This window comes from Sphingobacterium anhuiense (assembly GCF_042686355.1).
In the GTDB taxonomy this organism is placed as follows: Bacteria; Bacteroidota; Bacteroidia; order Sphingobacteriales; family Sphingobacteriaceae; genus Sphingobacterium; species Sphingobacterium anhuiense.
Genome location: NZ_JBHUPE010000002.1, coordinates 147491 through 162980 on the forward strand (window position 1 = coordinate 147491; position 15490 = coordinate 162980).

Consider the following 15490-nt stretch of genomic DNA (forward strand, 5'->3'; position numbering starts at 1 on the left):
TATTGGGTTCGAGAGAAGTCCGAATATTATTTATTTGATTCGTATATAAATGAACATCGGACTTTAATAGTGCCTGTAAAGCCTTTTAAAAGAATAGAAGAAGAAAGTGGAAAAGGCCTACAGGACTTTTTATCTTTAGCTGGACATCATCTGATATATTTCGCTCATGTAAGTGGATTCTGACAGTGCATCCGAAAAATCATTCCATTCGGTTTCATTAAAAACAAAAACAATTTCTGGACAAGGTGTATCAATCAATACGCGCATATCACCATCAGGAAAGCTAAAATAGTTTCCTTTCACATTACTTCTCATCGTTGCGGAAACAAAGGACTCAAACTGAAGATAACCTAAACTTAATAGGAAAGAGTCTTGCCAGATATAAAATGTTTTACACTTCGTGCAATAACTGATATGAGATTTGCCTTTATGGCTGAGAACGACTGATTGACACATATGATTCGCTTTTATTTAAAACATGATACCTTGTGTGTATTTAGACTAATTATAAATAATAATCAAATGTAAAGATTAATTCCGAATCTGACGAATAAAAAAACAAAAAAAGGAGCAAAAATAATTTTGCTCCTTTTTTTTGTTTTTTTATGTGTTTAATTCAAGCCACGCTTAATTAACAAATATTTCGCATCTGGCTCCGCTCCTCTGAATATTTTGTACATCTGAGCAGGATCTCCTGTACCACCTTTTTCTAAGATATTACGGCGGAATGAATCTGCTGTTGGCTGATCATACAATGACTTTTCTTTAAAAGCTGCAAAAGCATCCGAATCCAATACTTCGGACCAGATATACGCATAATATCCTGCAGAATATCCTCCTTCAAAAATATGTTTAAAATAAGTACTTCTATAACGCGGAATAATAGCATCAATCAAACCTATTTTCTTCATTGATTCCTTTTCAAAGGCATTGATATCACCTTTTATAGGAGTAGTCGCAGCATGATAATTCATATCTAACAAAGAAGCTGCAAGGTATTCAACAGTTGCAAAGCCTTGATTAAACGTACCTGCTTTCTCCATTTTAGCAATTAAAGAATCTGGAATTGCTTCTTTAGTTTTATAATGCTTAGCATATTCTTTCAATACCGCGGCGTCTGCTGCCCAGTTTTCCATAATCTGAGATGGAAGCTCTACAAAATCTCTAGAAACGGACGTTCCGGCTAAGCTTTTATATTTTACATTTGATAATAAACCATGTAAGGCATGTCCAAATTCATGAAACAAAGTACTCGCTTCATCAAAAGTTAATAATGCCGGTTGGTCACCAACAGGTTTTGTGAAATTACAAACGATCGAGATTACAGGTGCATTACGTTTTCCCTCTTTCTTACTTTGATTACGGTAAGATGTCATCCAAGCACCGCTACTTTTCGAAGCGCGAGGAAAGAAATCGGCATATAATAATCCTAAGTGAGAGCCATCTTTGTCCTTAACTTCATATACCTCAACATCCTTATGGTATACTGGCACATTATTTAAAGCAACAAAAGTTAATCCATATAATTTATTAGCAACAGCAAATGCGCCTTCTCGCACAGTCGGTAAACTAAAGTACGGTTTGATTTCATCCTCGTTTAATGCAAATCTATTCTTACGGATAATTTCAGTATAGTAACTCCAGTCATAAGGCGCTACTTCAAAATTTCCACCTTCAGCTTTAATTTCTTTATTAATATCAGTCGCTTCGCCTTTTGCTTTATTAAGAGCAGGTGTCCATAGTTTGTTTAATAATGCATATACATTAGTAGGATTTTTGGCCATTGACTCTTCCAATACATAAGCTGCGTATGACGGATATCCTAGTAACTTAGCTTTTTCTAAACGTAGGTTAGCTATTTTTCTAAGGACTTCCTTATTATCATTTGCGTTATCGTTATTACCACGCATTTGATATGCTTCCCAAATTTGCTTTCTTAAATCTCTGTTTTTAGCATATTGCAAGAATGGCATAACAGAAGGATTCTGCAAAGTAAATAACCATTTCCCATCTTTTCCTTTAGCTTTTGCTTCTTCCGCGGCCGCAGATTTCAATGATTCTGGTAAACCATCTAATTGGTTTGCACTATCAATAATCAATTCAAATGCGTTAGTTTCGGCCAATACATTCTGTCCAAAATCAACAGTTAACCCTGCTAATTCGGAATTGATTTTTTTTAATTTAGTTTTATCAACATCTTTTAAATTTGCCCCTGAACGCACAAAATTCTTATAAGTATCCTCTAATAGTTTAAGATCCTCAGCATCCAATCCCAATGATGATTTCTTATCCCAAACTGTTTTAATACGATTGAATAATTTGCTATTCATTGAGATCTCATCGTAATGACCCGTTAATATAGGAGCCATTTCTTTATCTAATGCATTAATACTATCATTTGTATTAGCCTTGCTTAAATTATCAAATACACGCGAAACGTTACCTAGTAAACTTCCTGCATTTTCGATTGCTAAAATTGTATTCTCAAAAGTAGGTTCTTCTGTATTATTTACAATTGTATCAATTTCTAAATTATGAACTTTAATAGCTTCTTCATAAGCTGGTTTGAAATGTTCGTCTTTGATTTTATCAAATGGAGGAACATTAAATGGAGTATCATATGCTAATAATAGCGGATTATCTGTCATTTGTTTCTTTTCCTCGCAACCAACAAAGGCAGTTGCCACAATTAAAAAAAATGGCAAAAGTCGTTTTTTCTTCATTATATATCTTTTTATTCTCGCAATAATTTGGGCAAAGTTACAAATATTTGTGTAAGTAATACTTTTTAGAAAGATCAAAATAAGTATTGTATATTTATCACAATATTGTAATAACCAGAAAAGTACTGAAACTATTTTATAATTTTGTTGTCTCATAGCATAAATCTTCATTAATGAATAATATCAATCATTTTTTCTTGTACTGCGCAGGTGTACATGAAGAGACATTAAAAAAATATCCGCAAGAACATAATAAGTATGTGGCTATTGCTGCTACTATTTTCTTCACGGGTCTTTTTGCCTCCCTTTCTGGTGGCTATGCTATGTATTTTGTTTTTAGTGGAACCTATCTGGATTGGCTTTTAGCAATTGTATTTGGTATCATATGGGGTCTAATGATCTTCAATATGGACCGTTATATTGTATTGAGTATTAATAAATCGAAAACAGGTGGCTTTCAATTCTTACAGGCTTTACCGCGGATATTACTTGCCATATTAATTGGTATCGTTATTTCAAGACCTTTGGAGCTTAAAATTTTCGACAAAGAAATAAGAGAAAATTTAAAGACAACCTATATTGCCAATGAACGGGCTAAGATAGACAGTCTAAATATTATTTTTAACAAAAAATATACCCTTGATCTTACTCAACTTAAATCACTTACCACAGAAAGGGATTCCCTTGATGCAAGAATCAAAGCCGATCGACAAAAGCTCAACTTTGAAATCTTCGGTAATAAAACAACCGAAACATCTGGTGTAGTAGGATACGGACCGTATGCAAAACGAAAAGAACTTGAATTAGAAAAATCAACGGTATATCTTGACAGCTTACGTAGCTCAATTATAGCTAAGGAGCGCTTAATACTTGACAAACAAAAAGCGGAAGGTATATTAAATCAAAAAGGGCTTTCAAATGCGAGTTTGGATAGTGCTGTTAATTTGGCTGGATTTGCTGACCGAAATTCAGCACTTGGAAACCTTAAGTTTAAAGCTAACGGACAAGTGGATGAAGCAACTGCAAATGCGGTTACTTTCATCGGATTACTTTTTATTTTCCTTGAGTGTTTACCGGTATTCGTTAAGCTTCTTTCAGGAAGAGATGCTTATGATAAGGCGATCTACAATCAACGCATAATCGATGAATATGAATCGGATGCTTATACTGTTACGGAGAAAGCTGCTATAGACCATTTAAAGGATGCTTCTATCGATATATCGATCAATAAAAGGCTTAAGAAAATGAACGAAGAAATAGAAGAAGAGGTTTAATCCTCTTCTTCTATTTCTTCATCTAAATATTTGGAATCAATTTGCTTATTTGCCTTAGCACCTAATTTCTTCAGATTCTCCACTCGCTTAATTACATTACCAGCGCCGAAAGATAGTTTTTTAGAGGCATCTTCATGGCTTTTCAATGCTTTTTGCAATTGTGCCTGTACTTGATCCATATCTGTTAAAAATCCGTGGAATTTGTCATAAAGTGCTCCGGCTTCCTTGGCAATTTCAATAACATTACGTGTCTGTCTTTCTTGTTTCCAGATACTAGCTATGGTACGTAAGGTTGCTAAAAGCGTAGATGGGCTTACAATAACGACCTTTCTATCCCATGCATCACTAAAAAGATCTGGTTTTTCGGAAACCGACATACTCAAAGCAGATTCTATCGGCATAAAGAGTAAGACAAAATCTGGAGATTCAATACCATACAATTCATGATAATTTTTTGCAGAAAGGTCTTTGACATGATTTTCCACAGATAAAATATGCTGTCTTGCGAACACTGCACGATCGATATCATCTTCTGCATTTACCCAACGCTCGTAAGCTATCAAAGAAACTTTTGAATCGACAATTAGATGTTTATTTTCGGGCAAATCAATAATGGCATCGGGTTGCATTCGTCTCCCATCAATATCTGTAAATGATGCCTGCAATCTAAATTCACGATCCTTCACAAGCCCCGAGCGTTCCAGAACACGTTCTAAGATTACCTCGCCCCAATTTCCCTGTTTCTTTGCGTCACCTTTAAGAGCACGCGTCAAGTTGGTCGCTTCATCCTTAATCCGCAAACTTTGCTCCATCAGCTGTTGCACCACACCTTTCAAAGAGTTTCTTTCTGCGGCTTCCTGCGAATAAGTTTTATCCACTTTCTCTTCAAAAAGTTTGATTTTTTCTTTTAAAGGATCTAAAATCAATCCAATGGACTTCGAATTGGTTTCTGTAAATCGAAGTGTCTTTTCTTCTAAAATTTTATTGGCAATGACCTGAAACTCGGTATTAAATTGGCTTTTAATAGCAGCAATCTCCACTTTCTGCTCCTGAAACTTATCTTGCTGCGCCTCATAAAAAGAACGTGTGCTCTCTAAAGAACGTTCAACGATCAGTACATGCTCCCGTTCTTTTTCCAGTTCATCACGCAACATCGCCCGCTCTTGCAATAAACTCTGTTCACGTTGCTGCACTTTTGCCAGTTCTATTGCCATTAATTCCTTCTCCTGTCTCCACTGATTATCATCTAGATGTGAATCCTTCTTTTTCAAAGAAATTACAATTAGAACAACTAATAAAATGATAACGATAATAATATACACTGTTTCCATAAATTCACTTAACTAAATAAAAAATGGTCTTTTCAGACCATTAAAACTACTGTAACTTTTGATGAGTTCGCCACCAAAGGTCAGGCATTTCACCTGTAACAGCCATCTGATAGTCCTCATATCGACAAGGAACTAGATGATACCTTTCATTAACAGAACGTGACCCAAAATATGGAACTTGCATCCACCAGCGATCTGATTTTTTACTTTTAACAAATACCAATTCATGTTCCTCATTTTCCAGGGTCGTTCTATAGATAATATAAGACGATTTTGGTAATAAAGGGGTATCTTGCTTACGGTTATAAAAGCCATCTATAAAGCACCAGATCATCTGGGATACCAACATGGCTGTTTGCTGCATGGGATCATAAGATGGGTTAAATTCATAGAACCCGATTGAAGAACATTTATCTGACATCCCTGCGTAACGTGCAATCTGGCAGGCTTCATCGCCAAATAAACCATTTGGCATTGCATTCGCATTGCCCGAAGCTTCAGAAGCACGGATAGCTCCAATATCAAAACTAACCATATCAGCGGCTCGCACCAGCGGTTCAGATTGATCCATTCGACCGGCTATTGCCCCGAGCCTAGTAGCATTGAAGAATAACTTATCGTACATATTCAGCGATTCTTTACTTACCAAATAGGTCTGATATGCAATATTATTTAAATTAAATAAGTAATCGGGTTCGTGCAGAATAATATGGTTCAAATATGATCTTGAATCCAGTGCAACCTGTTCACCACTTTCCTGGTTCAGATCAAATCGACCATCTATTACGGCCACTTCCACCTTTTGCCCCAGATTTTGATAGCCTAAGTATTGTGCGTAGGTCAGATCCTGACCACCACCAATTATTATAGGAAGGATATCATCGGCTAATAATTCTTCAACAACTGCTCTAAGTGCTGCGTAAGTATCTTTTATCGTTGCCCCCTCTTTAATATTACCGAGATCAACAGCGTTGATTGCATAATCCCCTTGGTAAAGCTGATACAAATGTTTTCTTATCGCATCAGGAGATTTTGCACAGCCCTGATTATTAACAGCAGCACGATCTTCTTCTACGCCAATTATAGCCAATTGTGGCTTATCGTCTTTATCCCAAGTCGGAAATTGATTGTCATAAAAACGAACAACATTGCCAAGTTGCGAACGAAAAAATCCTTCTTCAGGAAATAGCTTTTGGGTAACAATCGGACTAAAAAAAACGGATAATGACATATGATGAATTTGTATTGACGGTAATCAAAAATTAAAACCTTGCCTTAGACAAATATCCATTTATTAACTTACTTTTGAAAACATTATTTTTAACGTTATCTTTAACATGTGATATTAATAACAGGAGGAACCGGATTTTTAGGGGCTACATTGATCAAGCAATTGATCGATTTAGGAATTGATGTGATAGCTACGAAACGCTCAAACTCGATAATTCCAGAACAGCTATTATCATCGTCTTTAATCCAATGGATTGACGCTGATATTTGTAACTACTTTGATCTTGAAGAAGCATTCCAAAATATCACTGAGGTGTACCACTGTGCCGCTGTCGTATCTTACCAAAAACAAGATGCGGCGAACATGAAAAAAGTAAATGTTGAAGGGACCGCTTATGTTGTCAACCTTTGTCTAGCACATCAGGCCAGACTTGTTCATGTCAGTTCTGTTGCTGCATTAGGATCCAGTAAAAATCAAGCTCCTGTTAGTGAAAAAGACTATTGGGAATATGAGTCTTCGTTATCCAACTACGCAATTTCAAAATATGAAAGTGAAATGGAAGTTTGGAGAGGTATTGCAGAAGGTTTAAATGCTGTTATCGTAAATCCATCTGTTATCATTGGAGCTTCCTCTGGTGCAAAAGGTTCCGGTGCGATATTTTCATTAATCAAAAAAGGATTAAAATATTACCCAACAGGTACAGTTGGTGTGGTTGATGTCGAAGATGTGGCTTCCATTATGCGCAATCTAATGGCACTAAAAAATATATCAGGAGAACGTTTTATTATCAATAATGTGAACCTCAGCAATAAAGAACTACTGGAGAAGGCAAGTGCCTTGATGGGTAAAGCAGCTCCTAAAATAGCAGTCCCCCCTGCTGTACTCATGATCGCAGCTACGCTAGCGACTGCAGTTGCATCAATAAAAAAGGAAAAATCGACACTTACAAAAGATAGTGCTAGGGCGTCTAGCGAGAAGCTAGCCTATACAGATGCAAAATTACAACAAGCATTAGCTTTTGAATATAAACCTTTAGAAACGACCTTAAAAGAGATAGCTGTACGCTATAATTGACAATAAATAATCTAATCCTAAACTCAAACTAAACCGTGAAAAATTATTACATCATTGATTTTGACAGTACCTTTACGCAAGTAGAGGCTTTGGACGAATTAGCAAAAATTTCGCTAGAACATCATCCTGACAGGGAAAAGATATATCTTGAAATTGAACGCTACACCAATCTTGCAATGGAGGGTAAACTTTCATTTCGTGAAGCATTAGCTGGTCGTGTCCAATTACTACAAGCAAATAAAAGTCATCTCGACAAACTTATTACACACCTGAAAAAGAAAGTCTCTACTTCATTCTCAAGAAATAGAGAGTTTTTCAAAAAAAATTCGGACACCGCTTGGATTGTATCTGGAGGATTTAAAGAGTTCATTACGCCAGTTGTTATTCCTTACAATATCAAAAAGGAAAATATCTACGCGAACACCTTTATATTTGATGAACATGATAATATCATCGGATTTGACGAATCAAATCCTTTATCGGATGAAGGCGGTAAAGTAAAATTACTACAGGAATTAAAAATAGATGGTACTATTTACGGTATTGGTGATGGGTATTCTGATTTTCAATTAAAAGAATCTGGGCTTATTGAGAAATTCTTTGCATTTACTGAAAATATTTCCAGAAAAACAGTCACTGAAAAAGCGGATTTTATTACACCTAGTTTTGATGAATTTCTATATGTCAATAATTTACCCCGCGCTATTTCCTACCCTAAAAATCGGATTCTTTGTCTGATCGTCGGAGAGGTTCCTGAAATTGCTTCTCATATATTAAAAAGAGATGGATTTTCTGTGCGCACGAAAGACACTTTTGAAGAAAAGTATACAAAAGACGTCGGCATGCTTTTACTTGGAAAAGATATCTCTGTTTCTGAAGATCAATTATCCCGTGCCGATAAGCTCAAAACGATTGGCGTTTTAGGTGATGCAAAAAATCATCTTAACAAAGATATTTGCAATGCAAAAGGCATTGTTGTTTTTGATGACAAAAAAGACAAAAAGAGAAACGCCGAATTTATTCCGAGAAGAATGGCCGACTTCATTAATAATGGAGATACCTACATGAGTCGCAATTTTCCAAATCTATTGCTTCCTAAAGTAAAAGATGTTACACGTTTACTTCATATCCATAAAAATGTACCTGGCATCATGGCGCAGATTAATCTTGTCTATGCTCAAAATGATATCAATATCATTTCTCAATTTCTGATGACTAAGGCTGATATAGGGTATGCTGTCACGGATATCAAAGGTGAATATGACCGGGATTTAATCAAACAACTTAAAAAAGTTCAGAATACCATAAAATTTCGAATTTTATATTAAAATAAAAGCGGGAACTTATAGTTCCCGCTTTTATTTTAATAATAATATATTGTTTTTGGTGTCACACAGACATCCAAAGGAATATCGTGCGGATCGATATCCTCGATTATCGCTATAGGTTCAAAAAATGAAAGACCGACCTTTTGAACATCAGGTCTGCATAAAGATAAAAAGCGATCGTAATACCCTTTTCCATATCCAATCCGATTCCCAGCCTTATCTGAAATTAATAAGGGAACCAGCACCATGTCAATACTCTTTTCATCAACATAAACTCCTTCTACAGGTTCGAGTATGCCCCATTGATTATGGGCTAATGCCAACTTATCATCATAAAGATAATGACTCATCACATTAGACTGTAAATTCGATTTGGAGATAACAATTTGAATCTCCGGAAACTTATCCTGCAAATATGAAATGAGTAGCAGCGTATTAGGTTCATGAAATTTCAGTATTGGCAAAAAGACATGACAAAATTTCACGTTTTGCCATTCCAAACGCTTTAAATTTTCTAACAGACCCAAATTTAGATCACTCTCTTCCGACGGAGCTAATTGCGATCTTAAATGCCGATAATATGTCCTGAGTTCATTTTTGGTCATCATAATACAAAAAAAAACGGCCTTGCAGCTGGGTGCTAACAAGACCGAATAATCAACCTAAACCTAAATCTTAATATTATTTAACACGCTCGATGTAATCACCTGTTTGCGTATCAATTCTTACTTTATCTCCTTGATTAATAAAAAGAGGTACTTTAATTTCAACTCCAGTTTCCACTGTTGCATTTTTTAATGCATTTGTTGAAGTATCTCCCTTTACTGCAGGCTCTGTGTATATTATTTCTAATTCAACACTTTTAGGAGCATGCGCCATAATTGCTTCATCACTTTCAAATGCTACAATTACGTTCATACCCTCTTTCAAGAATCGTGCCGAAGTTCCAAACAAGAACTTAGGGATATTAAACTGTTCGTAAGTGGTATTGTCCATTACAACGAAAAAGTCTCCCTCCTCATATAAATATTGATAATCGTTTGTTTCAACACGAGCAATCTCAACACTTTCGTCAACTCGAAAACGGTATTCTACTAATTTACCAGTTTTCACATTACGCATTCTCGCTTGATAGAAAGCACGTAAATTACCTGGTGTACGATGTATAAATTCCTCAACAGCGACTAACTCACCGTTGAATCTTAAAACATTTCCTGACTTAACGTCTGATGCTTTTGCCATGATTTAAACTTTTATAATTATTTTCTGAGTCACAAAACTACAAAATCTAATCTTTTAATAAAAATCTAATAATTATCAACTTTTATAATCTGAAATAGACAGGGTCTGGTCACAAAAATTATATTCCTTCTCTTGGTTGGAGCAAATGATAAACAATCGATCTGCACGCTTTGTTTTATCAACCAATTCTAAGTACCATCCTTCACCAGCGGTATCCAAATTACTAGTTGGTTCATCCAATAACACGAAAGCAGAATCACTGCAACAAGCTAAAGCCAATTTGACACGTTGCTTCATTCCTGATGAAAAAAATTTCAGTTCTTTGTCTATTGCATTTTCCAGACCTAATAATTGTACAACCTCAGGTTCACTATATCCGCTTAGATAATTCTTAAATTTAAAATGAAATTGTATTTGCTCTCGTAACGTAAATTCTTCTATTAATTCTACATAGGGCGTAGCGAGCGAAAGATATTGAAAAACAGACTCAACATCCACTGCTTTATCACTCATTTCATAATAAATACTTCCAGCAGAAGGCGCTAAACTTCCCGAAAGCACTTTTAACAAAGTGGACTTTCCTGAACCATTAGGTCCAAGTATGGCGTATGACTTTCCGGATTCAAACTCATATGTAATGTGTTTAAAAATCCATTCCCGATTATAACGCCGACCGACATCTGTTAAAATAATTTTCAAATGATCTAAAATTAGACAGCCCTTTGATTAAATCCTTTAATAACACCTCGATTAGAGTTGCGGATAAAACCTAATATCTCGTCACGAATTTCAGTTGCCTGAAATTCAGCCTCAATGATCGCCGCCGCTTTTGTTAAATTTCTATTTTGAACAAATAGAACACGATAAATATTTTGAATTTCAGCAATCTGCTCTTCTGAGAAGCCTCTTCTCCTTAATCCAACAGAGTTTATACCTGCATAAGAAATAGGCTCACGTGCCGCTTTGATAAACGGAGGTACATCTTTTCTTACTAATGTACCACCTGTCACGAAAGCATGCGATCCAATGGTACAGAATTGATGAACTGCTACCATACCTGCCAAAACTACATAATCTCCTACGGTAATATGTCCCGCTAGTGTACTGCTATTTGAAAATATGCAGTAATCACCGATTGTACAATCGTGTGCAATATGACTATACGCCTGAATAAGGCAATTTTTTCCAATTACTGTTTTAAATTTATCTTTTGTTCCTCTATTGATAGTAACGCATTCGCGAATAGTAGTATTATCCCCAATCTCAGCAGTTGTAATTTCACCGTCGAACTTCAAATCTTGAGGTTCACCTGAAATAACTGCTCCTGGATAAATTTTACAATTTTTACCAATACGTGCCCCATCCATAATTGTCACATTGGAACCGATCCACGTTCCCTCCCCAATAACTACATCCCTATGGATAGTAGCAAATGGTTCTACAACAACATTTTGAGCAATCTTTGCTTCTGGATGTATATAAGCTAACGGCTGTATCATCTCTACTATTATTTTACTTTCACAATCTGAGCCATTAACTCAGCTTCGCAAACAACTTTTTCACCTACCATAGCTACACCTTTCATTTTAGCAATACCTCTGCGGATAGGTTCCGTCAAATCGCATCTAAAAATAATCGTGTCACCTGGACTTACCTGCACTTTAAATCGTGCGTTTTCAATTTTTAAAAATAACGTCAACCAGTTCTCCGGGTCAGGAACAGTATTCAATACTAGAATACCTCCGGTCTGTGCCATCGCTTCAATTTGCAATACCCCTGGAAAAATTGGCGCACCAGGAAAATGCCCCATGAACAAGTCTTCATTCATTGTAACATTTTTCAGGCCAACTACATGATTTTCTGTTAATTCTAATATTTTATCAACCATTAACATCGGTTGACGGTGAGGTAAAATCTTCATAATCTGCACTGTATCATACACAGGAGTCATATTCGGATCGTACACCTTAATCTTTTTTGTATTTTTATCCTTGCGGATTTGCTCTTTGATTTTCTTTGCAAAAGCAACGTTAGCGGCATGACCTGGTCTTGCTGCCATAACATGTCCTTTCAGTGGTCGACCTACTAAAGCTAAGTCACCAACCATATCTAATAACTTGTGACGTGCAGGCTCATTTTGATGACGAAGCTGAATATTGCTCAAGATACCTTCTTTTGCAACAGTAACATCATCACGGTTGAACAAATGTGATAATTTCTTCAATTCCTCAGGAGATGTTTCTTTATCAACGATAACGATCGCATTGCTTAAATCGCCACCTTTGATCAAACCATTATCAACCAACATTTCTAATTCATGTAAAAAACAGAAAGTTCTTGACGAAGATATTTCTTTTGAAAAATCTTCAATGGTATTAATAGCAGCATGCTGACTTCCTAATACAGGCGAATTAAAATCAATCATACACGTTAAACGGTAACCATCTAGTGGCATTGCCATGATTTCTACCTTACGTTCAGACTCTATATAATGTATGGCATGCTGAATTTCAAAATAATCACGATCAGCTTCTAACTCTTCGAAACCAGCTTCCTCAAATTTATCAATAAATATTGCTGAACTACCATCTAAAATAGGTACTTCGGGTCCATCAATTTCAATTAATACGTTATCAATCTGTAAACCTACCAGAGCAGCCATTAAGTGTTCAATAGTACTCACACTTGCCCCATTTTGAGAAATCGTTGTACCTCTCGATGTATCTGTGACATTATCAGCATCAACCAGTATTTCTGGCTGACCTTCCAAATCAATTCTTTTAAACTTATACCAATGATTTTCAGGAGCTTGCTTTATTGTCATAGATACAGTTTTACCTGTATGTAAACCGACTCCAGATATGACCACATCTTGCTTGATGGTTCTTTGTTTTACATTCATTTCTAACATATATTTAATCAAAAACGACCAAAAGGTTCTTTTAAGATTTCAAATTTTCCTTTAATAATCGCTCCAACTCCCTGACACGTTTTTCAAGATCAGGTAATTTCGCATAAATGACTTGCGATCTCATATTGGATTGAAAACCCAATACAGGGCTCCCCGCCCACTTTTTATTCGCTTCGGTAATCGATCTATTGATTCCGGCTTGAGCCTGTACCTGACTTTTGTCAGCAACAGTAATATGGCCTACAATACCAACCTGGCCACCCAAAATTACGTTTTCACCGATCTTACTACTTCCAGAAACACCCGTTTGAGCGGCAATTACAGTATTCTTTCCTAATTCTACATTATGGGCTATTTGAATCAAGTTGTCCAGTTTAACACCTTTATGTAATATTGTAGATCCCATTGTAGCACGGTCAATAACCGTATTGGCACCAATTTCGATATCGTCTTCAATAATCACATTACCAATTTGAGGAACCTTAGCATAGGTACCATCATCCTGCGGAGCAAATCCAAAACCATCAGAACCAATTACAGTTCCTGAATGCACAGTAACATTATTTCCCAGCACACAATCTTGGTATATCTTAACGCCAGGAAATAAGGTCGTATTGTCACCGATAATCACATTATCACCAATATAAACCTGCGGGTAAATTTTAACATTTTTACCGATTTTTCCACCTTTGCCAATATAGACAAAAGCTCCGATATAACCATCCTCACCGATGGTAGTAGTATCATGTATATATGACGGTTCTTCTCTGCCTTTTCTATCCAGGCGAACTTCATTATAGATGTTCAATAATGTAGAAAATGCCGTATAAGCATTTTTTACGCGGATCAACGTTAAAGTTGATTTGGGGGCTGATAATAATTGTTGATCTTCATTAACAATTACAATAGAGGCATTAGTCTCATATAAAAATTGCTCATATTTAGGGTTCGATAGAAATGAAAGATCCCCTAAAGAAGCTTCTTCTATTTTCGCTAAATTTGAAACTTCTACATCAGGATTCCCCTCTATCGATCCATTTAATAAGGATGCTATTTGTTGAGCAGTAAATTGCATGCTACAAAGCTATGTTTTTTTATTATATTTTAATTATTTTTTAGCTGGAATTGCTATATATCCAAGCTCTTTGGGATAACACAGTACAAACTTCTGCACTTTTTTTGCTAACGCCTCTAAATTCGACAAATCTGATGCTTCAGCAATATCGCTAATCTCACATGTCTTCATCAATATCTTAATCGGGTCATTGTGGCTATCATAAGCACTGTTCTGAATCTCCTGGGTGAAAACGTAATATTGCAATTCGTCATCACTTACCTGAAAATATTCTTTAACGCGACGATAAACCTCATCCATCAATTCTTTTGAGAAAGGCATATTACTCATAATAGTCCGATACAATTCACGGCTCATCAATTTCTGACACATCATACGCAAAATAGAATCTTCATGATGGGCCCATGTCTTAATACCAGACATAATATCAGTATCATCCAAAAGTGTAAACCAGTCCAAGTGTAAAGCATCTTCTAAAAAATTGTTCTTATCAATTTTTTGAGTCAAAAACCAGTTAAATGCTGGTGTCGCAAACAATGTGTTGCCACTACTTGCTAATTGCTTTGCCCGTTGCAGTATTTTGATTAATAACTGTTCTGCGCCCACTACGGTTTTATGGAGATATACCTGCCAGTACATTAATCGACGCGCTATTAAAAACTTTTCAACCGAGTAAATTCCTTTTTCTTCTATAACGATCTGATCATCAACCACAGCTAACATAGCTATAATTCGATCATATGAAATAACGCCTTCTGATACTCCTGTGAAAAAGCTGTCTCTATTTAGATAATCCATTCTGTCAGCATCCAATTGACTGGAAACTAACTGATGGAAAAATTTTCGGTGATATTTATTATTAAAAATAGTAATGGCCAGATCAAGCTTTCCTCCGAACTCATTATTGATACGGTCCATTAAAAGAGAAGATAGTAATTCATGCGAAACCCCATCTATAATCGTATGTTCTAAAGAATGAGAAAAGGGACCATGGCCAATATCATGCAGCAAAATAGCCGCAAGTGCCGCCTCTTTCTCTTCCTCACTGATATCGACACCTTTACCTTTTAGCGTATCAATCGCCAACGACATCAAGTGCATAGCCCCTATCGCATGTTGAAAGCGGGTATGCAGCGCTCCAGGATACACCAAATGGGTCATACTGACTTGCTTAATATAGCGAAGTCGTTGCAGATAAGGATGCTGTATAAGCTCAAAAATCAATCCCGATGGAATGGAAACAAATCCATAGACAGGATCATTTAATATTTTTTTCTTATTCAATTTATGAATGCATTTCT

General features: G+C 36.0%; 14 protein-coding genes. 3 read left to right on the forward strand and 11 right to left on the reverse strand.

Going from position 1 to position 15490, the window contains the following annotated elements; translation table 11 throughout:
* Positions 1-135: 135 nt before the first annotated feature.
* Both ACFS6I_RS03870 and ACFS6I_RS03875 read right to left on the reverse strand, forming a co-directional pair.
* The gene (locus ACFS6I_RS03870; RefSeq protein WP_031286983.1) at positions 136-456 is read right to left on the reverse strand and encodes a hypothetical protein; all 321 of its coding nucleotides are present in this window, start codon (positions 454-456) and stop codon (positions 136-138) included.
* A 155-nt stretch (positions 457-611) separates the two neighbouring features.
* On the reverse strand, positions 612-2723 hold the full coding sequence (locus ACFS6I_RS03875) for a M3 family metallopeptidase (RefSeq protein WP_380918286.1): 2112 nt from the start codon (positions 2721-2723) through the stop codon (positions 612-614).
* A gap of 173 nt (positions 2724-2896) precedes the next feature.
* Between ACFS6I_RS03875 and ACFS6I_RS03880 the strand changes: the two genes are divergently transcribed.
* Complete coding sequence (locus tag ACFS6I_RS03880) at positions 2897-3997, forward strand: DUF4407 domain-containing protein (protein ID WP_380918288.1); 1101 nt, start codon at positions 2897-2899, stop codon at positions 3995-3997.
* Here ACFS6I_RS03880 and rmuC read toward each other — a convergent pair.
* Positions 3994-5328 carry a DNA recombination protein RmuC gene (rmuC, locus tag ACFS6I_RS03885; protein ID WP_380918290.1) on the reverse strand — a complete coding sequence of 445 codons (1335 nt, stop codon included), beginning with the start codon at positions 5326-5328 and terminating at the stop codon, positions 3994-3996. The genes ACFS6I_RS03880 and rmuC overlap by 4 nt on opposite strands.
* A 46-nt stretch (positions 5329-5374) precedes the next feature.
* Positions 5375-6559: a formimidoylglutamase gene (locus ACFS6I_RS03890; RefSeq protein WP_132843498.1), complete on the reverse strand. Its 1185-nt coding sequence runs from the start codon at positions 6557-6559 to the stop codon at positions 5375-5377.
* 108 nt (positions 6560-6667) lie between these two features.
* Here ACFS6I_RS03890 and ACFS6I_RS03895 point away from each other — a divergent pair, with 108 nt between their 5' ends.
* Both ACFS6I_RS03895 and ACFS6I_RS03900 read left to right on the forward strand, forming a co-directional pair.
* Positions 6668-7633, forward strand: a complete 966-nt coding sequence (locus ACFS6I_RS03895; protein ID WP_380918293.1) for an NAD-dependent epimerase/dehydratase family protein — start codon at positions 6668-6670, stop codon at positions 7631-7633.
* 35 nt (positions 7634-7668) lie between these two features.
* Positions 7669-8961 carry an HAD-IB family phosphatase gene (locus ACFS6I_RS03900; RefSeq protein WP_021191862.1) on the forward strand — a complete coding sequence of 431 codons (1293 nt, stop codon included), beginning with the start codon at positions 7669-7671 and terminating at the stop codon, positions 8959-8961.
* Positions 8962-8996: 35 nt separating this feature from the next.
* Here ACFS6I_RS03900 and ACFS6I_RS03905 read toward each other — a convergent pair whose 3' ends face one another.
* The 7 genes from ACFS6I_RS03905 to ACFS6I_RS03935 all read right to left on the reverse strand — a co-directional run bounded on the left by ACFS6I_RS03905 (position 8997) and on the right by ACFS6I_RS03935 (position 15473).
* Positions 8997-9569, reverse strand: a complete 573-nt coding sequence (locus ACFS6I_RS03905) for a 5-formyltetrahydrofolate cyclo-ligase (RefSeq protein ID WP_380918295.1) — start codon at positions 9567-9569, stop codon at positions 8997-8999.
* A gap of 73 nt (positions 9570-9642) precedes the next feature.
* Entirely contained in the window at positions 9643-10203 is a 561-nt protein-coding gene (gene efp, locus ACFS6I_RS03910; protein WP_380918297.1) for an elongation factor P, read from the reverse strand.
* Positions 10204-10278: 75 nt separating this feature from the next.
* A complete protein-coding gene (locus ACFS6I_RS03915) occupies positions 10279-10902 on the reverse strand; it encodes an ABC transporter ATP-binding protein (RefSeq protein WP_380918299.1) in 624 nt (207 codons plus the stop codon).
* An 11-nt stretch (positions 10903-10913) separates the two neighbouring features.
* Complete coding sequence (gene lpxA / locus ACFS6I_RS03920; RefSeq protein ID WP_021191865.1) at positions 10914-11702, reverse strand: acyl-ACP--UDP-N-acetylglucosamine O-acyltransferase; 789 nt, start codon at positions 11700-11702, stop codon at positions 10914-10916.
* Between the two features lie 8 nt (positions 11703-11710).
* Positions 11711-13105, reverse strand: a complete 1395-nt coding sequence (locus tag ACFS6I_RS03925) for a bifunctional UDP-3-O-[3-hydroxymyristoyl] N-acetylglucosamine deacetylase/3-hydroxyacyl-ACP dehydratase (protein WP_183916341.1) — start codon at positions 13103-13105, stop codon at positions 11711-11713.
* 40 nt (positions 13106-13145) lie between these two features.
* Positions 13146-14189, reverse strand: a complete 1044-nt coding sequence (gene lpxD / locus ACFS6I_RS03930; protein ID WP_021191866.1) for a UDP-3-O-(3-hydroxymyristoyl)glucosamine N-acyltransferase — start codon at positions 14187-14189, stop codon at positions 13146-13148.
* A 33-nt stretch (positions 14190-14222) separates the two neighbouring features.
* The gene (locus ACFS6I_RS03935) at positions 14223-15473 is read right to left on the reverse strand and encodes an HD domain-containing protein (protein ID WP_380918302.1); all 1251 of its coding nucleotides are present in this window, start codon (positions 15471-15473) and stop codon (positions 14223-14225) included.
* Positions 15474-15490: the final 17 nt, after the last annotated feature.